Genomic DNA, 26,469 nt, shown 5'->3' with positions numbered 1-26,469 from the left:
AGCCAGCGTCTATGACACGCTGAGCGGGGACCGGTCAAACCAGCGCACCGCATTGTTTTCGCCGCGTGGTCGGACAGACGGAGGCCGGGTCGCTGCGTCGCTGGGTCGTGCCGGGCGTCCGCCTCGGGTGTCGGTCTTGGGCCCCTTCGGCGGCGGTCGCGAAGCTCGTGCGGCAGCAGCTCGCGCCACCGTGTTGCTTGCTCGCGCCGCCGTTGACCCGTGGACCTGGGTCGCGCAAGCTCCCCCGGGCGCGGCGCCGCTGTGGCCTTCGCGCAGGAGGGCAGGGCGATGAGCATCCATGACGAGCTGCGCGCCGAGCTGCGCGACGCGATGCGGGGAAAAGACCAGCGGCGCCTGGCCGCGTTGCGGCAGATCGAGAGCGAGGCCGCCGTGGTCAAGACGGCGCCTGGTTTCAGCGATCCGGTCGACGATGCGTTCTACCAGCGGGTCATCGCCGCCTACGTCAAGAAGATGCAAAAGGCGCGCGACGAGTACGCCGCGCTGGGGCCGCGCGCCCAGGCGATGAGCGAGGCGCTGGCCTTCGAGGTCGACTATCTCGGGCGCTGGTTGCCCAAGAAGCTGGACGAGGCCGCGACGCGCGCGCTCGTGCGCGGGGTGATTGCCGAGCTCGGGGTGACGGGCGTGCAGGCCGCGGGGCGTGTCACCGGCCAGGTGCTGAAGCAGCACAAGGACGCCGTCGATGGCGGCCTGGTCAACCGCCTCGTGCGCGACGAGCTCGCCGCGCTGGCTGCGCCCAGCTAGCGCGTAGGCAGCGTCTGCAACCCCAGCCTTCCGCCACCCCGTCGCACAGGGCGAAGCGCCGCCGCTGATCGCCTACGGCCCGACCCTTCGCCCTGTATCGGCACGGCATCACGCAGCTCTGGGCGCGTGCGGCCGCCGCGGCCGGCGGCGCGCTGGCGGCGGGAGCCATTGCCGACGCCCTTGCGGGGGCCTGCTCCTTCTTGCACTCTTAGCAGCTCGTTGACGCGCTGCTGAGGGGCGTGCTGCCGGGGGGGGGCGCATGCCGCTGGGACTTCGTTGCTGCGCGGTCGCGCGGACGCCCGCGCGCTCGCGGGCCCGTAGGTGATGCCGGAGGTGGCACGATGAATCATCGAAGCGAGCTCGTGCTGCCGCCCGACGAGCTGGTGCGGGGCGCGCACATCAAGGACTACGAGAGCACCTATCGTCGGTCGATCGAGGACCGCGAGGGGTTCTGGGCCGAGGAGGCCGCGCGGCTGGGCTGGTTCTCGCCCTGGGAACAGGTGCTCGATGCCAGCCGAGCGCCCTTCTACCGCTGGTTCGTCGGCGCCAAGACGAACATCGTGCACAACGCGATCGACCGCCACCTGAGCACCTGGCGACGCAACAAGCTGGCCCTGATCTGGGAGGGTGAGCCGGGCGACTACCGCACCTTTTCGTATCACGCGCTGAACCGCGAGGTGACGCGCTTCGCCAACGTGCTGCGGAGCATGGGGGTGCGCCGCGGCGACATCGTGACCATCTACATGCCGCAGCTCCCCGAGTTGGTCTTCGCGATGCTGGCCTGCGCCAAGGTCGGCGCGGCTCATAGCGTGGTCTACGGTGGGTTCTCGGTCGATGCCCTCGCTGGCCGCATCGCCGACGCCAAGAGCCGTGTCCTCGTCACCGCCGACGGCGGGTGGCGCCGCGGCAAGATCAACGACCTCAAGAGCCTCGCTGACGAGGCGATCAAGCGCTCGCCGACGATCGAGCACGTCATCGTCGTCAAGCGCACCGGCCAAGACGTCTACATGGAGAACGGCCGCGACTACTTTTACCACGAGCTGATGAGCCTGCCCTTGGTGCTCGACAACTGCGGCACCGAGGTGATGGACGCCGAGGACCCGCTCTTTCTGCTCTACACCTCCGGCACCACCGGGCGGCCCAAGGGTCTCGTCCACACGCACGGTGGCTACCAGGTCTACACCGCCACCACGCATCGCTACGTCTTCGATATCAAGGACGAGGATCGTTGGTGGTGCGCCGCCGATCCCGGCTGGATCACCGGCCACAGCTACATCGTCTACGGCCCGCTGATCAACGGGGCGACCGTGATGCTCTACGAGGGCGCGCCGGACCACCCCTATCCCAATCGCTGGTGGAAGATGATCGAGCACTATGGGGTGACGATCCTCTACACCTCGCCGACGGCGATTCGTGGCCTGATGCGCTATGGGGACCAGTGGCCACAGCGCCATAGGCTCGACTCGCTGCGCTTGCTGGGCTCGGTGGGCGAGCCGATCAACCCCGAGGCCTGGCGCTGGTACCACGAGGTCGTCGGCCGTGGCCGCTGCCCGATCATGGACACCTGGTGGCAGACCGAGACTGGCGGCTTCATGATCAGCCCCCTGCCCACAATGCCGCTCAAGCCCGGATCAGCGGCGAAGCCCTTCTTCGGCAACGAGGTCGCCGTGGTCGACGACGAGGGCCGCGACGTGCCCACCGGCGAGGAGGGCAAGCTGGTGATCAAGAACCCATGGCCGGGGATGGCCCGCACGATCCACGGGGACCCCGACCGCTTCGTCGAGACCTACTGGCGTGACTATGCCGCGCAGGGTTGGTACAAGGCCGGCGATGCCGCTCGCCTCGACAAGGACGGCTACTTCTGGATCATCGGCCGCATCGACGACGTGATCAAAGTCAGCGGTTATCGGCTCGGCACGGCCGAGATCGAGAGCGCCTTGGTCAGCCACCCTTCCGTCGCCGAGGCTGCAGCCGTCGGCCTGCCCCATGAGCTCAAGGGGCACGCGATCCAGGCCTTCGTAATCCTGCGCGCGGGGCTCTCCGGCGGCGCCACGCTCGAGCAGGAGCTCAAGCAGCACGTCAGCCACGAGATGGGTCCCATCGCTCGGCCCGAGAAGATTGTCTTTGTCGAGAGCCTGCCCAAGACGCGCAGCGGGAAGATCATGCGTCGGCTGCTGGTGGCGCGGGCGCTCGGTCAGGACGAGGGCGACCTCTCGACGCTCGAGGGGTGAGGGCGCCGTGGAGGCGCGCCGCGCCAGGGCACCCTTGCGACTGTCGGGATGGGACGCTGGGCAGGACACTGGGCCGGGGACTGGACGGCGTCGCGCTTTGCGCCCACTATCGAAGTCATCCAGCTCCAGCCGACGGATGTCACCGATGCGTGAAACCCGCGATTCAACGGCGCCGCCGAGCGCTGGCGACCCTGGGCCCGAGTCGTCGCCCGCCGCCGAGTTCGACTACGACCTCGCGCGGCGCAAGCTGCTCAAGCTCGCGGCCTACGTCCTGCCGGCGGTGACGGCGACCATCGCCGTGCGCAACGCCGGCGCCGCGACCTGGTCCTGTGTGCCCAACGCCTGCGCGCCCAACGTCTGCAGCCCGAACCGCTGCACCCCGATCTGCGCCCCCAACGGGGGCTGCGCCCCGGGCTCCTGCGGGCCCGTGGGCTGCGTGCCTCAGCGCTGCGGACCGCAGAAATAGGTCGTGGGCGTGCCGGGCAACTTTCCGACTACAGCGTCGCCGCAGGCAGCCAGCGGCGGGCGCTTCCTCGCGCCGAGCTGGGTGCTGCTCGACGACGCGCGCGGTATGACCGCGCACGATCTCCTCAGCGGCGCGGAGCTGCGCCTCGATCAGGGCGCGCAGCCCCTGCCGCCGGCGCAGTGGTGGGCCGAGCTGCCGGACCGCCTGCAGGCGCTCGCGGTGTTGGCGCCGGAGCTGGAGCCGCTGGCGAGCGCGCTGAGGTGGCAGACCCCGGTGCCGCTGAGCCGCGCGGCGCTGCTGGCTGGCGCGCGCTTCGAGCTGCTCTTCCTCGAGCTGACCGCGCGCTGCAACGAGGCCTGCTTGCATTGCTACGCGGGTGCGGGACCAACCGAGCGCGCGATGCTCGACGGCGCGACGCTGCGCCAGGTGCTGGAGGACGCCCGTGCGCTCGGCTTCCGCAGCGTACAGCTCACAGGGGGCGACCCCTTGCTCAGCCCGTGGCTGGTGCCGGCGGCGCGCTGGGCCGCGACCCTGGGCTTCGAGCAGGTGGAGATCTTCACCAACGGGCTGGCCTTGACCCCCGGCTTGCTGCAGCGCCTGCGCGGCCTGCCCGTCGCCTTTGCTTGCTCCTTCTACAGCTTCGATCCGCAGGTCCATGACCGCATCACGCAGCGACCCGGCAGCCAGCGGCTCACGGCGCGGGCGATCCGTCGGGTGCTCGCGGCGAGGTTGCCGCTGCGGGTCGGCGTGATCGCGCTCGAGGAGAACCGCGCGCAGGTCGACGCCACCTGCGCGTGGCTGGCCCGGCTCGGCGTGCCCGCGCAGGCGATCAGCGTCAGCGCTCAGCGCCGCGTGGGACGCGGCGGCCTCACGGACCTCGAGCAGCCGGCGCGCGTGGTAGCGGGGGCGCAGCAGGCTGCCCCTGCCCCTGCCGCTGCCGCCGACGCCAACGCCGACGCCAGCCCTGCCGCCGGCACCGAGGCTGACCTCGCGCCGCTCTCCGCCGCCGCGTCGCATGGCGGGAGAGCGCGCGCGCCCTTTGGTGGCAAGGCCGCGGTCGCCGCCGACGGCACTGTTTACCCGTGCATCTTCAGCCGCGCGTTGCCGCTGGGCAGCGTCCATCGGCAATCGCTGCGCGAGATCTTGAGCGCGCCCCTTGCCCTCGACGGCGATCTGGCGGGGCTCGGGCAGCGGGCGGCGGCCTGGGCCGATCGCCTGGCCTGCGTCGAATGCCGGGTGCGCGCCGCGCTCCTGGGCGGAGCCTCCGCTGCATGACGCCGCGATCGCCGATACCGCGTCGCCTCCAGGGGGTCGTGCATGAGCTGGAGGCCACCGGAGAGACGGTGATCTTCGACGAGGCCGGTCGCCGGCTGCTGGTGCTCAACGCGGTCGGCGCGATCGTCTGGTATCTGATCGACGGGCGCCGCAGCCTCGACGAGATCGCCGGCATCGTCGCGGAGGGCGTCGCGCTGCCCCGCGAGCGGATCGCCACCGACGCGCTCGGCTTTCTGCGCGAGCTGGAGCAACACGCGCTGGTCGACTTCGTGGCCCCGGCTGCTTGAGTCGGCCCTTGTTGACGCTCTACGCCTCACGGCTGCGCTTCGACGTCGACTGCGCCTGGCGCGCGTCGCGTGAGGCGCTGCGGGCCGTCTTCGCGCCTTGCTCGCGCCCGCTGCTCGCACCGACGGAGCGCGTGGCGATCACCGTCGACGACCTGCTGCAGGTCTCCTGCAACGGCGAGGCGGTGGCCGAGGCGGCCGGCCCCGGCGATCTGCTGCCCGTGCTCGAGCACCTCTTCTATCGGGAGCTGCTCGCGCGCAGCGCGCCGGCGTTGGCGCTGCACGCGGCCGCGCTGGTGGCGCCGACGGGCGAGCCGACCCTGTTGCTCGGCGCCTCGGGGGCCGGTAAGAGCACCCTGGCGCGGGCGCTGCTGCGAGCGGGCTGGGACTACCTGGGCGATGACCTCGCCTTCGTCGAGGGCGCGCAGCTCTGGGGGCTGCCGCGGGCGATCCAGTTCAATCCGATCGCGCTCGACGAGACCCCAGCGCCGCTGCTGGCCGGTTGCGATCTGCGCACGTGCATCTACCACGCCGCCGATGGTCGGACGCTGGCGCTTCCGCTGGCGCCGGTGCCCACTGAGCGCCTCGCGGCCGGTCCGGCTCCCGTGTCGGGCCTGCGCCTCGTGCTGGTCGAGCCCTCGGATCCGCTCGCCCCAGATGCGCTGGCGGGAGCGGGCGCGGAGCTTCGGTCCTGCGCGCCGCTCGAGGCGCTGGCGGCGCTGCACCTGGCGACGTTGACCCCCCTCGCCGAGCGCGCCATCGATCTGGCCAGCCTGATTCGCCCCGGTCGCTCCCAGCGGCTCGTGTGGCGCGATCCGGCGGTCGCCGCCGCGCTGCTCTCGCCTCCAGCACTCCCGCGGTCGTGAAGGCGGCGCGCTCGCAGCGCTCAGCGCCTACGTCGCCGCTTGCCTACGTCGCCGATGAAGGCCTACCTCGACGCCAACCGCGCTCACTGCGCCCAGCGCGCGCGCAGCAAGCGCCCTTCAAATTGGACCGGCACCGACGATAGAGGTGAGACTAGGGGCAGTGGAGCTGCAGAGCTGCAGAGCTGCAGGCGGGGGTAGAAGAGCGTGAGCACCGAATCGCCGCAGGAGCTATTGCCGCAGGATGAGGGCCAGGCGCTGGCGCTGCGCGGCTACCTCGAGCTGCTCTGGAACCGCAAGCTGCTGATCATCGCGGTGACGGCCCTCACCATCGCCGCCACCGCGCTCTGGACCTATCGGCAACAGCGCATCTACCGAGCCAGCGCCGCCTTGATCGTTGATCAGCAGATGCCCCAGGTCCTCGGTCGCGTGACCGAGGTGGTGGATATCTCCCCCAACGCCTATCGCGACACCGACGAGTACATGCGCACCCAGGAGACGGTCGCCTGCGGCTCGCAGGTCGCCGAGCGCGCGGCGCGGCTGCTCAACCTCCACCGGGTCGACGCGTTCTGGGGACCCGCGTCCTTGCGCCCATCGCGGGCGTCGCGAACGCCAGCGCTCGCGGCGCGGGTCGTCGGGGGAGCGGTGCGCTGCTCCGTGCGTCACGGTGCGAGCATCATCGACATCGTCGCCGAGCACACCGACCCGAACATCGCGGCGCGGATCGCCAACGCGATGGTCCAGGCCTTCATCGACCACAACCTCGAGTACAAGGCGGCCTCGAGCAGCGGCGCCGTGGCGTGGCTCGCCAAGCAGCTCGATCGGCTCAAGCACAAGGTCGACGAGAGCGAGGCCGAGCTCTTCCGCTTCCGCAAAGACAACGACCTGATCTCGATCACGCTGACCGACCGCCAGAGTCTCGCCTCGGCGCAGCTCGGGGCGCTGACCCAGCAGTGGAACAACGTGCGCAGCGAGCGCATGGCCTTGGCCGCGGAGGTCGCTCAGCTCAAGGCGGTGAGCACGGCCGACCCGCTCAGCACCCCCGAGCTCCCGGCGTTTCGTAGCGACGCCATCGACGCGCTCAAGGTGCAGGCCCTGCGCGAGCGAGCGTTGGCCACCAGCCTGCGCAGTCGCTACCTGGCGCAGCACCCGCAGGTCGTGGAGCAACAGGCCCGCGTGGCGCAGTCGGTCGCCGACCTCCGGCGCCAACTCGACGCGGTGGTCGCCGGCGCGGTGCGGCGTCTCGCTACCGTCCAGGCGACCGAGGCTGCGCTGCAGCGGGCGATCGGTGAGACGAAGACCTCGGCCTTCGAGGTCAACCGGCGCGAGATCGCCTACCGGCGACTGGAGCGCGAGGCCACCAGCGCGCTGACCGCCTACACGATGTTGATGTCCCGCATGACGGAGAGCGAGCTGGCCTCGAAGCTGCGCTCGAACAACGTGCGCATGCTCGAGCCGGCCGAGGCCCTGGGCGTGCCGGTGCGGCCGCGCACCCGCACCAACCTGCTGATCGGCGCGCTGCTCGGGCTCCTGCTCGCGCTGGGGTTGGTCGTCCTACTCGCGGCGCTCGATAACTCCGTGCTCGCGCAGGGGGACGTCGAGGCCGAGCGCCTGGTCTTCCTCGGCGGCCTGCCACTGATCGCCGGGATCTCGGCGCAGGAGCGTGGCGCCGGCGTTCCGGAGGCCGAGGTGCGCGAGCTGATGGCGGCGCACCACCCGCGCTCGACGAGCGCCGAGGAGTACCGGGCGATCCGCACCAATTTGCTCTTCTCGTCGCCGGACAAGCCGCTGCGGCGCTTGCTCGTCACCAGCCCGGGTCCCTCCGAGGGCAAGACGATGACCGCGACCAACCTCGCGATCACGGTCGCACAGCAGGGGCGTCGCGTGCTCCTGGTCGACCTCGACCTGCGGCGTGCGATGCTGCACAGGGTCTTCGGGTTGCCGCTCAACGATGGCATCACCGCGGCCCTGACGAGCGACCGCAGCCCCCTCAGCTTCGCCAAGGCGACGGGCGTACCGAACCTCTCCGTCCTGACGGCGGGACCGCTGCCGCCGAATCCCGCCGAGCTCTGCCACAGCGATCGCCTGCGCGTCGTGCTCGACGCGCTCTCCGAACACTTCGAGCTGATCGTCATCGACTCACCGCCGGTGCTGCTGGTCACCGATGCGGTGGTGCTGGGCTCCGTCTGCGATGGCACGGTGATCGTCGCCCGTTCGGCGGTGACCACGAAGCAGGCCCTGCGTCAGACGGTGCGGCGCATGGCGGACCTGCGCGTGCCGCTGCTCGGCTGCGTGGTCAACGGCATCGGCGCGCGCGGTCAGCGCTACGCCTACCGCAACCGCTACGGCCGCGGTGGGGAATACGCCTACGGGCATAGCGGCCCGGCCAACGGCGACCGCTCGCGATCAAATTAGGGCCTTAGGCCGTGTGAGGAGCGGGTGCGGGTGGTGTGTGCGCAGCGCGCCGGCCGCGCTCGGTGCGCCGCCCGGGCCCCCTCAGTCGCCGCTCGTGGTCAGGAAGCGGCGAAAGAGCGCCTCGCCGGCCTCGAGCAGGGCGATCGAGGTCGACTCGTTCGGCTGGTGCGCCTGGGCGTTCTCCCCGGAGCCCCAATTGACCGCGTCGATGCCGGCCGCCGTCAGGCGGGCGACGTCGGTCCAGGCCTGCTTGGGCGCCGCCGGCGTCTCGCAAACGCGGCGGAAGGCGGCGAGCACTGGGTTGTCGAGCGGGATCGCCCCGGAGGGGCAGCGATCGACGAAGGCGATGCTGGCGCGCTCGTCGTCGACCAGCGCGCAGACGCGTTGCTCGGCCGACTCGAGCGAGCGCCCGGGCGCGAAGCGGTAGTTGAGGTTGAGCGTGAAGCGGTCAGGCACGACGTTGCGTGCCGTTCCGCCGTGGGCCAGCGTCGCCGAGACGACCTCACGGTAAATCAGATCGCCAAAGCGCACCGACTCGGGCTGCAGCGCGGCGAGCCGCGTCAGCAGCGTGCCGGCGCGATGGATCGCGTTGTCGCCCTGCCAGGGGCGCGCGCTATGCGCCGGGCGCCCGGCGAAGGTCACCTCGGCCTGCAGCGAGCCCAGGCAACCGAGCTGCAGCACGTTGTCGCTGGGCTCGAGGCAGAAGGCCAGGTCGATCTCCGCCAGCCAGTCGAGCTGCTCGAGCAGGGGGCCGAGGCCGCTCTGCTCGTAGGCACCCTCCTCACCATCATAGAACAGGAAGGCCAGGTCGTAGGTGGCGCCGGCGGGTGGCTCGACCGCGAGCTGCCACATCAGCGCCAGACCGCTCTTCATGTCCGCGGCGCCAAGACCCCAGACGCGGCCTTCCTCGACGCGCGGCGGGTTGTCGGCCGAGGGCGGGACGGTGTCGAGGTGACCCACCAGCGCGACGAGGTGCTGGCAGCGGCGTGCGCGCGGGTAGAGCGCGAAGGCGCGCCCTACGCGCGTGAGCGCATGCGTGCCGCTACGCCCGAGCTCGGCAGCGAGGAAGTCGCAGAGCGTGCGTTCGTGCCCGGTCACGCTCTCGATGCGGACGAGCGTCAGCAGGCGTTCGACGAGCTCCAGCGCCGCCATCAGACCGCCACCGCGAAGTCGCGCAGGACCTGGTTGAGGGAGGTCTTGCGGTCGGTCGAGGCCTTGCGCTGGCCGATGATCAAGGCGCAGGGCGTAGCGTAGCTGCCGGCCGGGAACTGCCGCGCCCGCATGCCCGGGATCACGACCGAGCGCGCGGGCACGCGACCCTTGTAGACGACCTCGGTGGGACCGCTGACGTCGATGATCGGCGTCGACGCCGTGAGCGTGACGTTGGCGCCGAGCACCGCCTCCTGCTCGACCCGCACGCCCTCGACGACGATGCAGCGCGAGCCGATGAAGGCGCCGTCCTCGATGATCACGGGCTGGGCGCTCGGTGGTTCGAGCACGCCGCCGATGCCGACGCCGCCCGAGAGATGTACGTTGCGGCCGATCTGCGCGCAGGAGCCCACGGTGGCCCAGGTGTCGACCATCGTGCCGCTGTCGACGTAGGCCCCGATATTGACATAGCCCGGCATCAACACCACGCCGCGCGCGAGGAAGCTGCCGTAGCGCGCCGTCCCCGGCGGCACGATGCGTACGCCGAGCTGGTCGAGCCCGCGCTTGAGGGGGATCTTGTCGTGGAACTCGAAGGGCCCGAGCTCCATCAGCCGCATCGGCGCCAGGCGGAAGTAGAGCAGGATGGCTTGCTTGACCCAGATGTTGACGACCCAGTCGCCCTCGCCTGGCTCGGCGACGCGCAGTCGACCGGCGTCGAGCGCGGCGATCGTCGCGTGGACGGGCTCGGCGCGCCCGGGCTCGTCGAGCAGCTCGGGTCGCAGGGCCAGCTCGGTGATCGCGCGCTCGAGGGCGGTGAGGTCGCTGTCGGTGGGGTTTGGCTCAGTCATGGGAGGCGCTCCTGGTGATCAGCGCGCGCCAACAGGCGATGGCGCGGGCGCAGTCAGTTTCGGTCGGCACCAGCGCCAAGCGCACGTAGGGCTGGTCCACCCCGAGGTTGGGTGCGGGGCTGACGAGGAGCCCGGCGCCCTCGGCGAGCTCAGCGGCGTAGCCCCGCGGGTCGCGATCGAGGGGCGTGCGTAACCAGAGGTAGAAGGTCGCGGTGCAGGGCGCGCAGACCAGGCCGACCTCGGCGAAGAAGCGCGTGAAGAGCTCGCGTTTGCGGCGAAAGATCGCGCGGCGCGTGGCGACGTGGGCGTCGTCGCGCCAGGCCGAGGCGGCCGCGGCCTGCACCATCGTCGAGCTGGCCACGCCAAAGTTGGCGCGCGCGCGGCGCAGCGCCGCGATCAGCGGCGGATCACCGGCGATGAAGCCGGCGCGATAGCCCGTCATCCCCGAGCGCTTGGAGAGCGAGTGGAAGACCAGCACGCCCTCGCGGGCGACCTCGAGCAGCGAGGGCGGTGGTTCACCGTCGAGGTAGAGGTCGACGTAGCACTCGTCGCTGCAGAGCAGGATGTCGTGGCGCCGGCAGAACGCCGCCAGCCGCGCCAGATAGTCCCGGTCGACCGTCGCGCCCGTCGGATTGTGCGGGTAGTTGATCCACACCAGGGCGGTCTCGGCGAGGGCAGCCGCGGGCAGCGCCCAGGGATCGAGGCGATAGCCGCGCTCGGCGCGCAGCTCGACCGCCCAGGGCTCGCCGCCCGCGAAGCGTGCGCCACGCTCATAGACGGGGTAGGCCGGCGTGCCGAAGAGCACGCGGCGCCGCGGTCCCTGCGGGTCGAGGAAGGCCAGCGGGAGGTGAAAGATCGCCTCCTTCGAGCCCGCGCTGGGCAGCAGCTCGCGTGCGGGGTCGAGCGCGACGCCGAAGCGTCGGGCGACCCACTCGGCGCAGGCCGCGCGGAAGTCGTCCTCGCCGGCGATCGTCGGATATTGGCTGACCGCCGGCACGGCGTCGCGCAAGGCCGCCACGATGCGCGGATCGGTGGGCTCGAGCGGGTCGCCGACAGAGAAGTCGAAGACCTCGCGCCCCGCCGCCACGAGCGCGCGCTTCTCGGCATGCAGCGCCTCGGCAGGATAGGCAGCCAGCGAGCTCAGCAGCGGATTCAGCGTCGGCATCGCTGGCGCAACATAGCCGAGGAGCGACCAGCCGCGCCAGGCCCCCGCCGCGTCGGGCTCGCGGCCGAGCAGCAGCCGCCAGCGGCGAAGTGCGCAACGGAGGGCGCCAGCTCGCCGCCAGGAACCCCGCCAGGCCGCAACAGCGGAAGACGGGCGCCGAGGTGGTGGCGCGCTGGGCGCGACGGCCGGTTTCCCTCGGGCCCGGGGCGTCGATCTTCGAAGCCTTCGTCCTCGGTCCAGAACGCATTCCCTTCGTAACGGACGCGGCGTCCGCCCGCGCTGCCCCTGAGCTGGCCGTGCTCTCGGCCCCCGCCCACGGCGAAAGGCCCAACGGCCTCCCCGTCGTGCTCGCTGCGCTCGAGGCCGCAGCCGGCCTGGAGCACGATCGCAGCATGCTATATTGCGACGTCGTCTGGCGCGCCGCGGGCGCTGCGCTGCGCTGCCAACTGGAGGAGCTGATGCAAAGCGGCGGCTACACCTATCAGAGTGACTTCGCCAAGCGCTACCTCGCGCAGGGCAAGGCCGAGGGCGAGGCCAAGGGCAAGGCCGAGGGCGAGGCCAAGGGCAAGGCCGAGGGCGAAGCGCAAGCGCTACTGCGGATACTGGCCGCGCGCGGGCTGGCGATCAGCGAGGACCAGCGCGCGCGGATGCTCGACTGTACGAACCTCCCGCTACTCGATGCCTGGATCGATCGCGCGCTCGAGGCTACCACCGTGGTCGAGCTGCTCGATTTCGAGCCCGCCGCTCCGCGGCGTTAGCAGCCCGTTGATCGCGTGGGCAGCCCGTTGACAGCTGGCGGACCGAGCGACTGCGGCGCTGCGGCGCGAGGTCCAGGAGCCGAAGCGTAGGCGTCATGCTGCCTTGGGTGCCTTCCGCGGACGCAGATTTCGGACTGCAGTGCTCTGCCTCGCGAAGGGAGTCATCGATGGACGGACTGCCGACGGTCGGAAGGCTCGAAGGCTAGCCTGGATGGACGCCGCCGCCGAGCCGTGCGTTCCGCTGCTCTCCGCCGAGTTTTCGTCGCTCGCCCTCTCGCCGGCGCTCCTCGCCGTCGTCAAGGAGCTCGGCTACGAAGGGCCGACGCCAATACAGCTGAGCAGCATCCCGATCCTCCTGGCAGGCCGGGACCTCATCGGCCAGTCGAGGACCGGCAGCGGCAAGACCCTGGCCTTCGGCCTGCCCATTTTGCAGACCCTGCGGCTCGAGCCGCGCGCCTTGCAAGCGCTGGTCATCTGCCCAACGCGTGAGCTCTGCGCCCAGGTAGCGCGCGAGTTGCGCAAGCTCGGGCGCAAGCACGAGGGGCTCCAGGTGCTGACCTTGGCTGGCGGCGAGCCCCTGCGTCCCCAGGTCGCCGCGCTGAGGCTCGGCATTCACATCGCCGTGGGCACGCCGGGACGCCTGGTTGACCATCTGCATCGGCGCACGCTGGAGGCGCCTGCACTGCGTACGGTGGTGCTCGACGAGGCCGACCGCATGCTGGAGATGGGCTTCGAGGAAGAGATGGAGCAGATCCTCCGCGCCCTCCCGAAGACCAGGCAGACGGCGCTCTTCTCGGCGACCTTCCCGCCGACGATCGAGACGGTGAGCCGAGCGCATCAGCACGACGCGGTCCGCGTGAGCGTCGACGATCCCACAGACGGTCTGGCGGAGCTGCGCGAGTTGAAGGTCTGCGCCGAGCCTGCGGACAAGTTGCATGCGTTGTATTGGGTGCTTGGTCAGCAGCCCCACGAATCGGCGCTGATCTTCTGCAACTTCAAGGCGACCGTTGCGACGTTGACGGAGGCGCTGCGCCGCTCCGGCGCCGCCGCGGAGGGTCTTCACGGCGACCTCGACCAATTCCATCGCGACCAGGTGCTGGCTCGCTTTCGCAACCAGAGCCTGCGCCTGCTGGTGGCCACTGACGTCGCGGGCCGCGGGCTCGATGTCGAGGGTCTCGACCTGGTGATCAACTTCGAGCTGCCGATGCAGGCGGTGACCTACGTCCACCGCGTCGGTCGGACGGGGCGCGCCGGCCGCCCGGGGCTGGCGATCTCCTTGTCGACCCGGAGCGATGGTGAACGGCTGAGGGCCATCGAAGCGCTGAGGGGAAGAAGGCTCGAGGCGCTTCCCGCCCCGCCGTCCGGCGCAGGGGCCCTGTCCGTGCTCGCTGAGGCCTTCGCGGGCCCGGCCCGGATGCAGACCATTCTGCTTGCGGGGGGACGCAAGGATAAGCTCCGCCCAGGCGATATCCTCGGCGCGCTGACGGGCGCAGCCGGGGGGCTCTCGGCGGCCGAGGTCGGCAGGATCGAGCTGCACGATCGACTGACCTTCGTGGCGGTCGCGCGGGAGGTCGGTCGCGCGGCGACCAAGGCCTTGAACGCGGGTCGGATTAAGAAGAAGCGCTTTCGCGCGACCCTCGTATAGCGATGCAAGGCGAGCAGCCCAAGAATCCGCTGCATGGCATCACCCTGAAGGTGATGCTCGAGGCGTTGGTGGCGCGGCGCGGCTGGGAGGACCTGGCCAGCCGCATCAACATCCGCTGTTTCGCCTACGAGCCAAGCCTCAAGTCCAGCCTGACCTTCCTGCGCAGGACCCCGTGGGCGCGCAGGCAGGTCGAGGCGCTCTACCTCGAGGATCAGGCACGCCAGGCACGCCAAACCGGTGTTCGCAACCGCCTCCGAAGCGCTGATCCGTGACGTCATGCCGGTCCTGCGCTGATGGGTCGACGGATCCGCGAGTCGCGGCGCGTGGGGTGCGAGGTGGCGCGACGCCATGACGGGGCGGCGCGCGGGACCTCCTTGGCGGCCCGCCGAGCGCACCGAGCGCACTGGAGGGTTGACGCGGTCGCAGTGCTCACGTTGGGCTGACAGTTCTTCGAGGCTCTTAGCAGGTCAGGGCGCGCTCAATGGACCTCAAGCGACTGATTGAAGCGTGGCAGCTTGCGCCGGCACTCCATGAGTTGAGGGCGCCGGCGTCAACGGATGCGCTCGCCGCGGTCGAGAGGGCGCTCGACTACACGCTGCCGGCGGAGCTCCGTGCGCTCTACCTCTTCAGCGATGGCGCCGGATTGGTGGGCGGCAATCTCTCCTACTATCCCCTCTCCGCGCCCGACGGGTTATCGCTCGAGGCCAGTTCCGCGCAGCTCCGCCAATACCAGTGGCCAATTCCAGACGAGGTCTTGGTCTTCGGCGGCGACGGTTGCGGGAATCCCTTCGGGCTCTGGATGCCCGCCAGCGCCGCGCCGCAGTTTCCCCAGCCGATCGTGGAGATCGGACAGATTTTCGAGCCGGGGTGCATGGCACTCGCGGGGTCCAGCCTGACGGCCTTCCTGCTGGCGCGTACCGCCTTCTACCTGCTCTGCGAAGGCAGCACGGCGGCGCTCGACCGCCTGGGCGTGCCGGCAGCCCTGAGGACTGCCGACCCAGACGACGCGACCTTTCTGGCGCTGCGCAACTGGGCTGATCCGGCGCTCGAAGCTCACGACCCAAGCCCCTATGAGTGCGGCTACGACGCTCAAGCGTTGGCGGCGATCTTCGCGCGCCCGTAGGTGGCAGGACCTCAGTGCTCATCGCCGGTCACCCGCGCTGCCAGGAAGCTCCCATCGGCGGCAGCAGAGCACTCGCCCGTTGCCTTCGCGCGACCCCTGCGCCAGCCGTCCCCGGGCGGCGGGGGCCTGTGGTATATCCGGCGCGCGATGACGACCGTCAGTGAGCAGCGGCAGGCGTTGGTCCGTGCGCAGCGGGTGGTGATCAAGGTTGGGACGCGGGTGCTGGTGCAGCGCTCGGGGCGGCCGGACGAGCGGCGGATCGGGGCGTTGGTCGAGCAGCTCGCCGCGCTGCGGGCCGCGGGGCGCCAGGTCATCTTGGTGTCCTCGGGGGCGATCGGCGCCGGGGTCGAGGCGCTGCGCCTGCCCCGTCGGCCGCAGCGCGTGCCGGAGCTGCAGATGGCCGCGGCCGTCGGTCAGAGCCGCCTGATGGCGCGCTACGATCGGCTCTTCGCCAAGTGCGGCTGCCTGGTCGGACAGGTGCTGCTCACGCATGACGACCTGCGGCATCGCCAGCGCCACCTCAATGCGCGCAACACGATGATGACCCTGCTGCGCCACGGCATCGTGCCGGTGGTCAACGAAAACGACGTGGTGGCGGTCGACGAGATCAAGCTCGGCGACAACGATCAGCTCGCCGCGCTGGTGACGATGCTGGTCGATGCCTCGCTGCTGGTGCTGCTCAGCTCGACCGACGGGCTGCGCGCGCCCTCGGCGCCCGGGTCGGCGCGCACGCGACGGGTGCCCCATCTGGCGCGTGTCTCCGAGCAAGCGCTGGCGTTGGCCTGGGGCAAGGGGAGCCCGCTCTCGACCGGCGGTATGGCGACGAAGCTCGCCGCCGCGCAGGCCGTCGTCGACGTCGGCGGGTCGGCGGTGATCGCCGATGGGCGGCGCGGCGACACGCTGGCGCGCTTGTTTCGCGGTGAGGATGTCGGCACGCTGATCGGGACGCCCGCCGCGACCGTCGACGGGCGCCAGCGCGGCCTCGCCAGCAAGAAGCGCTGGATCGCCTTCTTTCAGCGGCCGCAGGGCGCGCTGGTGGTCGACGATGGCGCGGCGCGCGCGATCGTCGAGCGCGGTAAGAGCCTGCTGCCGATCGGCCTGCGCGCGGTCGAAGGCAGCTTCGCGGCCGGCGCGATGGTCACGGTCAAGACGCTCGCCGGGCAGGCGATCGCTCGCGGGCTGGTGGAATACACCAGCGTCGAGCTGGCGCAGATCCAGGGCCGGCGCACGGCCGAGATCGCCAGCGTGCTCGGCGCGAGACCGACCGATGAGGTGATCCACCGCGACAACATGGTGGTGGGCGCGGGAGGCGCGAGCGCCGCAGGCGCGACGGGGTAGCCATGAGCTTGCACGAGGAAATGGTGGCGTTGGGGGATCGCGCGCTTGCCGGGTCGCGCCGCCTGGCCGCCTGCTCGAGCGCCGCGAAGAACGCGATGCTGGAGGGGATGGCGCGCGCGCTCGAGGAACAACGGGCCGCGTTGCTGGCCGCCAACGCGCGTGACCTCGCGGCGGGCCGCGAGCGCGGGCTCAGCGGCGCGCTGCTCGATCGGCTGGCGCTGACGGATGCGCGCATCGACGCGATGATCGCTGGCATCCGGCAGGTGATCGCGCTGCCCGATCCGGTGGGCGAGCGGCTCGATCGTCAGCGACGCGCCGATGGGCTGCAGATCGACAAGGTGCGCGTGCCGATCGGCGTGATCGGGATCATCTACGAGGCGCGACCCAACGTCACGGCCGATGCGGCGGTGCTCTGCATCAAGGCCGGCAACGCCGTGATCCTGCGCGGCGGGTCGGAGGCTCAGCACTCCAATCGCGCGATCGGCGCGGCGTTGGTCAGCGGGGGTGAGGCCGCCGGCCTGCCGGCCGGGGCGCTGCAGCTCGTGGCCACCACCGACCGCGACGCGGTGCGCGAGCTGGTGCAGCTCGTCGGTCGCGTCGACCTGGTGATTCCGCGCGGTGGCGAGGGGCTGATCCGCGCGGTGACGGAGCAGGCGCGCGTCCCGGTGATCAAGCACTACAAGGGCGTCTGCCACGTCTACGTCGATCGCAGCGCCGACCTCGAGATGGCGCTGGCGATCGTCGAGAACGCCAAGTGCCAGCGTCCCGGCGTCTGCAACGCGCTGGAGACCCTGTTGGTGCATCGCGACATCGCCCCGGCCTTCTTGCCTCGGCTCGCCGCGCGCTTGCTCAGCCTCGGCGTCGAGCTGCGGGGCGATGAACCCGCGCGGCAGCTCGTGCCCGCGATGACGCCGGCGACGGAGCAGGACTGGCACGAGGAATACCTCGAGCTGATCCTCGCGGTGCGCGTCTTGCCCGACCTCGACGCGGCGATCGATCACATCGCGCGCTATGGCTCGCAGCATTCGGACGCGATTGTCGCGCGCGACGCAGGAGCGCAGGAGCGCTTCTTGCGGGAGGTCGATTCGGCGGCGGTCTACGTCAACGCCTCGACGCGCTTCACCGACGGCGGCGAGTTCGGCATGGGCGCCGAGATCGGCATCAGCACCGACAAGCTCCACGCTCGCGGGCCGATGGGATTGCCTGAGCTCACGACCTACAAGTACCTCGTGCGCGGCGACGGCCACCTGCGCCGCTGAGCTGGCGCAGCGCGGCGCGCCGCTCGAGGCATCGGCCCGCGAGTTGCATGGGCGGGGCCTGGCTGGTCCTTCCACCCGCCCCTGGCGTCGGGCCAGGGCCGTCGGATTTGGGCCCCAGTTGAGGAGATCGCCATGACGTCCCGCCGAGTTGCGCGGTTGGCTCCGTTTTCCCCGCGACGCGTTCCTGCCGGCGACTGGGCTTGCCAGGCGCCGCGCCGGCGCTCGGCGCTCGGCGCGCTGCTGGTGCTGGCAGCCTGCGGCGAGAATCCCTTTCATGGGCTGCCGCCGGCGGCGGTAGACGGGGGCGTGGGCGACGGCGCCGCCGCCAGTGGGCTGGTGGTGCGCTTCTCGGGCAAGCCGATCACCGAGAGCCCGAGCCGGGTGGTGTTGAAGCTCCAGGTGCTGACCACGGCCGGTGAGCCCGTCGACGGCCTCGACGAGCTCGACTTCACGATCAGTGAGGATGGGCAGCCGCTCTCGTCGAGCGAGAGCGACCATCGGCTCGTCCCCGCGCCGCGGCAGTTCGACTTCTTCACCGCGCTCTTGCTCGACCTCAGCGGCAGCGTCGTCGGCCATATCGACGCGCTGCAGGATGCCGCGCAGGCCCTGATCAATGAGCTGCCCGAGGAGAGCGAGGCGGCGATCTACTCGTTCGACGGTCGCACCACGCTCCAGCGTCGGCAGGACTTCACCTATAGCAAGGACAGCTTGCGGGCGGCGGTGGACCGGCTCGGCGGTTATAACGTCGTCGATGCCTCGACCAACCTCTACGGCGCCGTGCTGCAGGGGATAGAGGTGCTCGATGTGCGCCGGCAGCTAATGGCAACCTCCGACGAGAGCGCGGGCTTCCTGGTGCTCTTCACGGACGGCACCGATCGTGCGGGGCTCAGCACCGCCTCGCAGGCCAGCCAGGCGGTCGCCACGATGCGGCGTCGGCCGCCCGGCTACTCGTTCTTCTCGATCGGCCTTGGCGACGAGATCGACAGCGCCGAGCTGAGCGCCCTGGGCCCCGATGGCTTCGCCACGGCCCTGGAGGGGGAGCAGCTCGGGGGCGCCTTTCGCGCCATCGGGCAGCGGCTGGCGCGCGCGGCGGCCAGCTATTACACGCTCTCTTACTGCAGCCCCAAGCGCGCCGGCGCGCATACGCTGACGATCGCGGCCCGGTCCCGCAACCTCAGCGGTGAGGCCACGGTGCCCTTCAGCGCCAAGGGCTTCACGGGCGGCTGTGACGCCCTCGGCGGCAGCGCGGGCCTTTGAGTTGAGCGCGCTGCGTGCGCGCCGCCACCTCCAGCGCGCGGACCGCTAACGCGTCAGGCGCCGGTGGCGCAGGCGATGCGGCTGGTCGGCCGCGGCGCCGAGGCGCGCATGGCGGTCGGCGTCGTAGTCCTGGTAATTCCCGGTCAGGAAGACGATCTGCCCGTCATCCTCGAAGGCGAGTATGTGGGTCGCCACGCGATCAAGAAACCAGCGGTCGTGGCTGATCACCATCACGCAGCCGGGGAAGCGCAGCACGGCATCCTCCAGCGCGCGCAGCGTTTCGACATCGAGGTCGTTGCTCGGCTCGTCGAGCAGCAGGAAGTTGGCGCCACGCCGCAGCAGCTTGGCCAGGTGCACGCGGTTGCGCTCGCCCCCCGAGAGCTCGCACACGCGCTTCTGCTGGTCCGAGCCGCGGAAGTTGAAGCCGCTGGCGTAGGCCCGCGAGCTGATCTGGCGCTTGCCGAGCTCGATTACCTCCTGCCCGTCGGAGATCTCCTCCCAGACGGTCTTGTCGCCGTCGAGGGCGTCACGCGATTGGTCGACGTAGGCGAGCTGCACCGTCTCGCCGAGCTTGAGCGTGCCGGCGTCGGGCTGCTCGAGGCCAGCGATCAGCTTGAAGAGCGTCGTCTTGCCGGCGCCGTTCGGACCCACGACCCCGACGATGCCGCCGCGCGGCAGACGCAGGTCGACGTTGTCGAGCAGCAGCCGGTCGCCGTAACCCTTGCGCAGGCCCTTGACGACCAGCACGTCCTCGCCGAGGCGCTGGCCCGGGGGGAAGCTGATCTCCACCGCCGGATCGCGCCCCTCGAAGTTCTCGGCGTCGCGCCGCAGGTCCTCGTATTGCGCCAGGCGCGCCTTGCTCTTGGCCTGGCGCGCGCGCGGGCTCGCCCGCACCCACTCCAGCTCGCGTGCCAGCACGCGCAGCCGCCCCTGCTGCTGCTTCTCCTCCTGCGCCAGCCGCTTCTCCTTCTGCTCGAGCCAGGCCGTGTAGTTGCCCTTGAAGGGGTAACCGCGTCCGCGGTCGAGCTCGAGAATCCAGCCGGCGACGTCGTCGAGGAAGTAGCGATCGTGGGTGACGGCGATCACCGTCCCCGGGTACTCGCCGAGGTGACGCACCAGCCAGGCCACCGACTCGGCGTCGAGGTGGTTGGTCGGCTCATCGAGCAGCAGCAGGTCAGGTCGGCTGAGCAAGATGCGGCAGAGCGCCACGCGTCGGCGCTCGCCGCCCGAGAGCGTGTCGACGGCGGCGTCGCCCGGCGGCAGCCGCAAGGCGTCCATCGCGATCTCGAGCCGGCGGTCGAGCTCCCAGCCGTCGCTGGCCTCGATCGCGTCTTGGAGCCGCCCTTGCTCCGCCAGCAGCTTGTCGAGCGCTGCCTCATCGCTGGTCTCGCCGAGCGCCATGCTCACCTGCTCAAAGCGATTGAGCAGGTCGCGCACCGCGCTGACGGCCTCCTCGACGTTGCCGCGCACGTCCTTGGCCGAGTCGAGCTGGGGCTCCTGCTGCAGGAAGCCGATCGTGATGCCCTTGGCAGGCCAGGCCTCGCCATTGAACTCCTTGTCGACGCCCGCGATGATGCGCAGCAGCGTGCTCTTTCCCGAGCCGTTGGGGCCGATCACGCCGATCTTCGCGCCGGGCAGGAAGGAGAGCGAGATGTTGCTCAAGATCTGCTGCTTGGGCGGCACGATCTTGGACAGGTCTTGAATGGTGAAGACGTAGGGTTGAGCCATGAGCCATCCTCGGCGCGCCACGCGCGCCCCGCTGCAAGGGCTGCTTGCCCGAGGGAAGCGCCTATCGGTTAAGAAGTTTGCCGCTGTAGAAGTTTGCCGGTTTGGACGCTCGCCGCTGTAGAAGTTCGCTGAGCGCAGGCTCCGGGGCGGGCCCTCAGCCGCCGAAGCGGCGCCGGAAGGCCTCCGCCACCAGGTCGGCGCAGAGGTCCTCCTCCAGCGCCGCGGTGTTGAGCAACAGGTCGTAGTGGTTGCTGTCGGCGACGTCCTGGGCGAAGTGGCGGCGCACGAAGGCGGCGCGATCGGCGTCGACCCGCAGCACCTCCGCGCGCGCCTCACGTTCGCTCATACCGCGTTCCGCGATTAGATGCTCGATCCGTCGCTCGAGCGGGGCGTCGAGGCGCACCCGCAGCGTGCGTTCGGGCCGCAACATGAAATGCGCACCCCGGCCGACGATCACCGCGCGCTCCTGCTCGGCGATCGTCAGCACTACGCGCGAGAGGTTGCGCAGGTAGTCGCTATAGCTGAAGTGACAGCGCTCGAATTGCTCACCGACCCAGTTCGAGATGCGATCGCGGAGCCGGTCGTCGAGCGACTCAACGACCTTCTCGCGCACCTGAGCATGCTCGGCGATCTGCTCGACCAGCTCGCGATCGTAGAGATTGAGCCCCAGGCGTTGCGCGACCCGTTGGCCCACCTCGCGTCCGCGCGCGGCGCAGCTACGCGAGATCGTGATCACCGGCTGCTGCGCGACGGCGCCCAGGTGTGGCTCGCGCTTCGCCTGCTCCTCCCACTGCATCACGCGCCGCAGAACGAGCTGTTCAACGTGCATACGAGGCCTCCGTGGGTTCGTCCGCGGGCGCTTCGCCGAGGGCCGTGATCGCCAGGCCGAGGAAATCCGCCTCGGTGACGATACCAAGCAGTCGACCATCGGCCAGCACCGGCAAACAACCGAACTTGTTGTGCCGCAAAAGGTGGGCCGCCTGCAACACCGTTGCGTCGGGATGGATCGTCAAGACGGTGCGGGCCATGATCTGCTCGGCACGCAGCGATTGTGCCACACGGTGCGCCCCGAGCCAGGCGCGCTCGGGGCCGGCGAAGTCGCGGAAGGCGTCAGCCATCGTGCGCAGCAGGTCGCGATGCGTGACCAGGCCGACGAGGTGTCCGTCCTGGACGACGGGTAGGTGCCGAAAGCGACCCAGTCGCATCAGTGCGTCCGCCCGCGCGAGGTCGGTCGCGGCGTCGATGGTGACGACCTCGGTGGTCATGATCTCCGCGACGCGCTGGCCCGCCGCCCGCCGGATCCGCGCATAGACCGTCGCCTCCGCTGTGGCCGCGACGACCTCGGGCGCGCCGCCCGGATTGCTCGTTCGCTCTGCCATGTCTGCGCCCCCTCGGTGGTGCTCAATCTTCCGCGGTCATGCCGTCGGGTTGCTGGCGGCCGGCGCCCGCGGCTGCCGGCGGACCGTCGAGCGGCAGCCGGATCTCGAAGCAGGCCCCCTCTCCCGGCGGCGAGGCGACGACGATTGTACCGCCCATTTCTCGCACCAGACGACTGCAGATCGCCAGGCCGAGGCCTGTGCCCTGATCCTTGGTGGTGACGAAGGGCTGGAAGATGCGCTTGATCGCCTCCGAGCCGATCCCCGGGCCGGTGTCGCGAATGATGAGCTGCGCGTGATCCCCGACGCGCGCGGTGCTCAGCTCGACTGTGCCGCCGCGCGGCATCGCCTGGATCGCGTTGAGCACGATGTTGAGCAAGACCTGGCGCAGCCGCGCCTCATCCCCCAACAGCTCCTCGACGTCCGCCGCCAGCGTCAGCTCGAGCTTGACCTGGCAATCGCGGGCCTTGGGCTCGACGAAGCGCAGCGCGTCACGCAGCGCCTGCGGCAGCGAGAAGCGCCGTGGCGGATGTCCTGCCGGCCGCCGCAAGACCTGCAGGTACTCGTGCAGCAAGCCGTTGATGCGCTCGATCTCGCCGCGCAGCGTGCCCAGCAGCTCGAGCGCGCGACCGGTCTCGTCGACGCCCCCCCGTCGCAGCGCGCGTTCGGCGAGCTGGGCGTTGATCGACAGCGCGTTGAGGGGGGTGCGAACCTCGTGGGCCATGATGCCCGCGAGCTCACCGGCGACGGCGACTCGCTCCAGCTCGTCGTGGGCTTGCTGCAGCGCTCGGTTGCGCGCCTCCGCTCGCGCGAGCGCCGCGGCCATCGCGCGCCGCTCGACGAGGTCGCTGACGACGCCGCCGAGGAGGCTGCGCTGCCAATCCCGCAGGGCGTCCTGCCGGTGGCGCCAGCCGAGCGCGACGCCGATCAACTCTGCCGTCGTCTCGGCGAAGCGCAGCTCGGCCTCGGGGAAGCGGCGGCGCCGCCGGCTGTGCGCTGCCAGCAATCCGAAGGGCTTGCCGCGCTGGTGGATCACCACGGCCACGGCGCTGCGCGCGCCGGGCTCGACCAGCAGGGCGGTGTCGCCGGCCTCCACGCTCGCGGCGAGGTCCTCGGCCGCCAGCGCATGGGGCGTGGCGCAGGCCGCCGCCAGCGCCAGGTGCGAGCCGCTCGAAAGCGGAATGCGGTGGCTGCCGACCGCCGCATCGGGCCAGCCGGTAGCCGCGGTGAGGACGAGCTCGTGGGCGCTGTCGTCGAGCGTCCAGATCCCCGCCAGATCCACCCCGAGCCCGACGGCAAAGCGCTGGCTCGCCTCGTGGAGCAGCGGCTGCAGCTCGAGTCCTTCAAGCGCCGCGCGCGCCAGCTCGACCAGGCAGCCCTGCTGCACGAGCTCCCGGCGCCATATCGCGCGTTGGCGCGGTCGCAGCACACCGGCGACGGCCGGGCGGCGGGTGCGAGTCTCGGCGTCCGGGCTGCGACGGATCTTCATCTGCCGCTGCTCTCGGCAAGCGGGCCTGCCGCGGGCCATGCGTTCGGCATGCGAACCTCCTCTGCGGCGAGCTTGCGCCGAACGTAGCACGGCGATTTGGCGGCGGTCGACTGCGGCACCCACTGCGGCCCCCACTGCGGCACCCGCTGCGGCACCCGCTGCGAAACGAGCTTCGAAACGAGCTGCGGCCCGAGCTCTTGGCCCTTCAGTCTGTTTCCGGGTCATCCGGCCACCCCAGGGCAGGCTGCCCCACGAGGCCCTGCTCTCGCGCAGAGACTGGCTGGAAGCGCGGTGAAATCCGCAGGCTACCGTTGCCGGCCAGGGGCCAGTGGGCGCAGCGTGTGCGTGCGTGACGAACCTACGGTGGCGCAGAACGACACGCTTGTCGGTCTCGGCAGCGGGCTGAGGCAGACAAGTGCCGACGAGGGCCCAGCGCCGCGACGCCGGTCGCTGAGGGATCCGCGTCTGAAATCGAGGGTCTTCAGGTCTTGCAGAGCGCCACCGTCGGCGCGGCACCGAAACGGAACGCCTCTTGCTCACCAGCGTCGCCACTGGATGGCGCCGTTGGCCGGCCAAGCTGCCGATCGGGTTATCGGCTTCGCGGGGTTGGCGAGCGGGTGGAAACAGGAATGGACGGCACAAGGAGGTGCGCATTGGCCAACGTACCGGTTCAAGTGACCTATCGCGAGACGCGGCCCGGGCCGCGCGTGGAGCAGCTGATCGAGCGTCGGGTGGAGAAGCTCGCCCGATTGTCGGATCGTATCGTCGGCGTTCAGGTGCTGGTCGAGGTGCCGCACCGTCATCAACAGAAAGGGCGGCAGTACCATGTGCGCGTCGCCGTCGAGCTGCCCGGCGCTGAAGTGGTGGCCAGTCGGCAGCCGCCGGAAGATCACCGCCAGGTCAGCATGGCGCGTGCGGTGGGCGTTGCCTTCGACAAGGCCCAGCGCGAGTTGACCCACTTCGTCGAAGAGCGCCGTCAGCGCGCCACGGCGCGGGTGCAGCCGCAGTGGGAATCAGCGTTCGTCGCCTGAGCAGCGCAGCGCCGCCCTCGCCCTCGTGCTCACCCGTCCTCCTCGCCCTCTGCGCCCTCCAACAATGGCGCATGGCCGAGCACGGCGGACCGCAGCCGCCGCAGGGCGCGGACCTGGAGCTGTCGCACGCGCTCGCGGGTGATGCCGAGATCGCGGCCGACCTCCTCGAGGGTCTGGGCTTCCTTGCCGCCGAGGCCGAAGCGCCGCGATAGCACGTCGCGTTCGCGGTCACGCAGGCGATCGAGCCCGGCGATCAGCTGCTGCCACTCGGTGCGGTCGCTGACCTCGTCGAAGGGAGAGGGCGCGTCGCTATCCGCCAGCAGGCTGCCGAGCTCCGACTCGCCCTCCTCGCCAACAGGTAGCTCCCAGCGCAGCGTCTTGCGCGAGGCCTCCATGATCTCGACGACCCGCGGCAAGGCCAGGTCCAGGCGCTCCGCCAGCTCCTCCATCGTCGGCTCGCGACCGGTCTCGAGGACGAGCCGTTGGCTCTCGCGCAGCAGCTTGCGAATCGCGTCGCGGATATGGACCGGCAGGCGGATCGTTCGCGTCTGGTTGGCGATCGCGCGCGAGATAGCGTGGCGAATCCACCAGGTGCCGTAGGTCGAGAACTTGTAGCCGCGTCGCCAGTCGAACTTCTCGACGGCTCGCATCAGGCCCAGGTTGCCCTCCTGCACCAGCTCGAGGAAGGCGAGCCCGCGATTGGCGTAGCGGCCGGCGACATGGACCACCAGGCGCTGGTTGGCCAGCACCAGGCCGTCCTTGGCGCGCTGCGCCCGGCGCTCGGCGTCGACCATCTGGCGCTGGACCGTGATCAGGCGTGGTCCATCGAGTCGTGCGCGCTTCTCTACCGCCCGCAGGCGGCGTTGGGCATTGCGCAGCCGCTGCGCGAAGATCTGCAGCTCGGCGTCCGTGACCTCGTGTCCGACCATGAACTCGCGGGTCGCCAGCGACTGCAGGGGCAGCTCGGCCGTGGCGATCGCGTGCAGCCCGATCGCGGCCGGATTGCGCCGGCGCTCGCGCAGCAGCTTGCGTAGCTGAGCGACCGTGAGCTGCGCGCGTCCCTCGATGCGCTTGATGTCCTCGCGCGCCAGCCGGACGCGGTGCACCAGCGCCGAGATGCGCCGCGTGACGTTGGTCCACACCGCCTCGGGCAGCTCGATGGTCATGATCCGGTCGAGCATCTGTTGGCGAAGCGCCACCAGCGCCGCCTCGAGCGCCTGTCGGCGCGTCGTGTCGTCGAGGGGCAGGCGGGCGTGCTCGAGCTGCAGATCGTGGTGGCGGTGGTCGAGCGGCGCCAGCTCGTCGATGATGCCCAGCAGCCGTTCGCGGTGCTCTGCCGGCTCGCCGCTCTCTTCGCTCGGCTCCTCGAGCGCCTCGAGGGGCTTGGCGCGCCCCCGCCGGCGGCTCCCGCCGCTGCGCAGCCGACTGGCGAGCTGCTTCAGCTCGTCGACCAGCACCGCCGTCTCCAAGGCAGCACCGAGCAGATCGCGGCGCGCGGCCTCCAGCCGCTGGGCAGCCTCCACCTCGGCCTCCCGCGTCAGCAGCGGGACAGCCTTGAGCTGTCGCATGTACATCGTCACAGGGTCGAGCCCGCTGGAGGCGTCCAGCGCGTTCTCCGGGGCCGGCGTGGGCCGCTCGAGCGCCGCGAAGGCCTCCTCCTCGGGCGCATCCTCGAAGGGCGCGTCCTCGGCCTCGTGGTCTCGATCTTCGACGTCGTCGAGCTCGCCAATCACTGTGGGCACGGCGCTCAACGGGCCGACGCTCGAGCGGCTGGGCGACGGCTCGCGTCCGCTGCCCTGGCCGGTCGAACCGGGGGATCGGGGTGATTTGCCTCGGATTGCCATTGCCGACTCAGTGCCGTCCATCATCGGTGATCCGTCGCGTTGGCGCCAGTTCCGGCGCGGCAGCGGGCGCGGCGCCGGCCGGGCGCGCCTGCGGCCTGTTGCGGCTGCGGCCTGTTGCGGCTGCGGCCGTGACAAGGCGAGGGCATGGGGCTACGATCCGCGC

Annotated in this window: 23 protein-coding genes; 15 read left to right on the top strand and 8 right to left on the bottom strand. The window is 70.8% G+C overall.

Annotation, left to right across the window (positions count from 1 at the left end; translation table 11 throughout):
* Nucleotides 1-288 precede the first annotated feature (288 nt).
* The 7 genes from IPL40_05550 (at nt 289) to IPL40_05520 (ending at nt 8,296) form a co-directional block, all read left to right on the top strand.
* The gene (locus IPL40_05550) at nt 289-762 is read left to right on the top strand and encodes a GatB/YqeY domain-containing protein (protein MBK8480623.1); all 474 of its coding nucleotides are present in this window, start codon (nt 289-291) and stop codon (nt 760-762) included.
* Between the two features lie 341 nt (nt 763-1,103).
* The gene (gene acs, locus IPL40_05545) at nt 1,104-2,993 is read left to right on the top strand and encodes an acetate--CoA ligase (protein ID MBK8480622.1); all 1,890 of its coding nucleotides are present in this window, start codon (nt 1,104-1,106) and stop codon (nt 2,991-2,993) included.
* 145 nt (nt 2,994-3,138) lie between these two features.
* The gene (locus IPL40_05540) at nt 3,139-3,459 is read left to right on the top strand and encodes a hypothetical protein (GenBank protein ID MBK8480621.1); all 321 of its coding nucleotides are present in this window, start codon (nt 3,139-3,141) and stop codon (nt 3,457-3,459) included.
* 3 nt (nt 3,460-3,462) lie between these two features.
* The gene (locus IPL40_05535) at nt 3,463-4,734 is read left to right on the top strand and encodes a radical SAM protein (protein MBK8480620.1); all 1,272 of its coding nucleotides are present in this window, start codon (nt 3,463-3,465) and stop codon (nt 4,732-4,734) included.
* Entirely contained in the window at nt 4,731-5,021 is a 291-nt protein-coding gene (locus IPL40_05530; GenBank protein ID MBK8480619.1) for a PqqD family protein, read from the top strand. The genes IPL40_05535 and IPL40_05530 overlap by 4 nt, the downstream gene beginning before the upstream one ends.
* 8 nt (nt 5,022-5,029) lie before the next feature.
* Complete coding sequence (locus tag IPL40_05525; GenBank protein ID MBK8480618.1) at nt 5,030-5,884, top strand: hypothetical protein; 855 nt, start codon at nt 5,030-5,032, stop codon at nt 5,882-5,884.
* A 204-nt stretch (nt 5,885-6,088) separates the two neighbouring features.
* Nucleotides 6,089-8,296, top strand: a complete 2,208-nt coding sequence (locus IPL40_05520) for a polysaccharide biosynthesis tyrosine autokinase (GenBank protein MBK8480617.1) — start codon at nt 6,089-6,091, stop codon at nt 8,294-8,296.
* Between the two features lie 81 nt (nt 8,297-8,377).
* Here IPL40_05520 and dapE read toward each other — a convergent pair whose 3' ends face one another.
* From dapE to dapC, 3 genes are read right to left on the bottom strand one after another with little or no spacing between them, the layout of a single operon-like run.
* On the bottom strand, nt 8,378-9,448 hold the full coding sequence (dapE, locus tag IPL40_05515) for a succinyl-diaminopimelate desuccinylase (GenBank protein MBK8480616.1): 1,071 nt from the start codon (nt 9,446-9,448) through the stop codon (nt 8,378-8,380).
* Nucleotides 9,448-10,293 (bottom strand): 2,3,4,5-tetrahydropyridine-2,6-dicarboxylate N-succinyltransferase, encoded by an 846-nt coding sequence (locus IPL40_05510; GenBank protein MBK8480615.1) that lies wholly within the window; start codon nt 10,291-10,293, stop codon nt 9,448-9,450. Before IPL40_05510 ends, dapE begins: the two co-directional genes overlap by 1 nt.
* On the bottom strand, nt 10,286-11,449 hold the full coding sequence (gene dapC / locus IPL40_05505; GenBank protein MBK8480614.1) for a succinyldiaminopimelate transaminase: 1,164 nt from the start codon (nt 11,447-11,449) through the stop codon (nt 10,286-10,288). Before dapC ends, IPL40_05510 begins: the two co-directional genes overlap by 8 nt.
* Nucleotides 11,450-11,547: 98 nt before the next feature.
* On the opposite strand from dapC, the gene IPL40_05500 reads away from it, so the two are divergent.
* The 7 genes from IPL40_05500 to IPL40_05470 all read left to right on the top strand — a co-directional run bounded on the left by IPL40_05500 (nt 11,548) and on the right by IPL40_05470 (nt 18,838).
* Nucleotides 11,548-12,216, top strand: coding sequence for a hypothetical protein (locus tag IPL40_05500; protein MBK8480613.1), 669 nt, complete (start codon nt 11,548-11,550; stop codon nt 12,214-12,216).
* A gap of 211 nt (nt 12,217-12,427) precedes the next feature.
* Complete coding sequence (gene dbpA, locus IPL40_05495) at nt 12,428-13,861, top strand: ATP-dependent RNA helicase DbpA (protein MBK8480612.1); 1,434 nt, start codon at nt 12,428-12,430, stop codon at nt 13,859-13,861.
* A 2-nt stretch (nt 13,862-13,863) separates the two neighbouring features.
* A complete protein-coding gene (locus IPL40_05490; GenBank protein ID MBK8480611.1) occupies nt 13,864-14,133 on the top strand; it encodes a DUF2132 domain-containing protein in 270 nt (89 codons plus the stop codon).
* 209 nt (nt 14,134-14,342) lie between these two features.
* The gene (locus IPL40_05485; protein ID MBK8480610.1) at nt 14,343-14,984 is read left to right on the top strand and encodes an SMI1/KNR4 family protein; all 642 of its coding nucleotides are present in this window, start codon (nt 14,343-14,345) and stop codon (nt 14,982-14,984) included.
* A gap of 147 nt (nt 14,985-15,131) precedes the next feature.
* Nucleotides 15,132-16,322 (top strand): glutamate 5-kinase, encoded by a 1,191-nt coding sequence (gene proB / locus IPL40_05480; GenBank protein ID MBK8480609.1) that lies wholly within the window; start codon nt 15,132-15,134, stop codon nt 16,320-16,322.
* A gap of 2 nt (nt 16,323-16,324) precedes the next feature.
* Nucleotides 16,325-17,581 carry a glutamate-5-semialdehyde dehydrogenase gene (locus tag IPL40_05475; GenBank protein ID MBK8480608.1) on the top strand — a complete coding sequence of 419 codons (1,257 nt, stop codon included), beginning with the start codon at nt 16,325-16,327 and terminating at the stop codon, nt 17,579-17,581.
* Between the two features lie 132 nt (nt 17,582-17,713).
* A complete protein-coding gene (locus IPL40_05470; GenBank protein ID MBK8480607.1) occupies nt 17,714-18,838 on the top strand; it encodes a VWA domain-containing protein in 1,125 nt (374 codons plus the stop codon).
* 45 nt (nt 18,839-18,883) lie between these two features.
* Here IPL40_05470 and ettA read toward each other — a convergent pair whose 3' ends face one another.
* From ettA to IPL40_05450, 4 genes are all read right to left on the bottom strand, one after another.
* On the bottom strand, nt 18,884-20,566 hold the full coding sequence (gene ettA / locus IPL40_05465; GenBank protein MBK8480606.1) for an energy-dependent translational throttle protein EttA: 1,683 nt from the start codon (nt 20,564-20,566) through the stop codon (nt 18,884-18,886).
* A gap of 154 nt (nt 20,567-20,720) precedes the next feature.
* Nucleotides 20,721-21,395 (bottom strand): cytidylate kinase-like family protein, encoded by a 675-nt coding sequence (locus IPL40_05460; protein MBK8480605.1) that lies wholly within the window; start codon nt 21,393-21,395, stop codon nt 20,721-20,723.
* Complete coding sequence (locus IPL40_05455; GenBank protein ID MBK8480604.1) at nt 21,385-21,945, bottom strand: CBS domain-containing protein; 561 nt, start codon at nt 21,943-21,945, stop codon at nt 21,385-21,387. Before IPL40_05455 ends, IPL40_05460 begins: the two co-directional genes overlap by 11 nt.
* A gap of 22 nt (nt 21,946-21,967) precedes the next feature.
* The gene (locus tag IPL40_05450; protein ID MBK8480603.1) at nt 21,968-23,431 is read right to left on the bottom strand and encodes a GAF domain-containing protein; all 1,464 of its coding nucleotides are present in this window, start codon (nt 23,429-23,431) and stop codon (nt 21,968-21,970) included.
* Nucleotides 23,432-24,084: 653 nt separating this feature from the next.
* Between IPL40_05450 and IPL40_05445 the strand changes: the two genes are divergently transcribed.
* Nucleotides 24,085-24,462: a ribosome-associated translation inhibitor RaiA gene (locus IPL40_05445; GenBank protein MBK8480602.1), complete on the top strand. Its 378-nt coding sequence runs from the start codon at nt 24,085-24,087 to the stop codon at nt 24,460-24,462.
* A gap of 29 nt (nt 24,463-24,491) precedes the next feature.
* Here the strand turns inward: IPL40_05445 and IPL40_05440 are convergent, their stop codons facing one another.
* Nucleotides 24,492-26,204 (bottom strand): sigma-70 family RNA polymerase sigma factor, encoded by a 1,713-nt coding sequence (locus IPL40_05440; GenBank protein ID MBK8480601.1) that lies wholly within the window; start codon nt 26,202-26,204, stop codon nt 24,492-24,494.
* Between the last annotated feature and the right edge of the window lie 265 nt (nt 26,205-26,469).

It is taken from the genome of Pseudomonadota bacterium, from assembly GCA_016711215.1.
In the GTDB taxonomy this organism is placed as follows: Bacteria; Myxococcota_A; Polyangia.
Note: the sequence above shows the minus strand (reverse complement) of the source record. Positions and strands in the feature narration are given on the sequence as shown.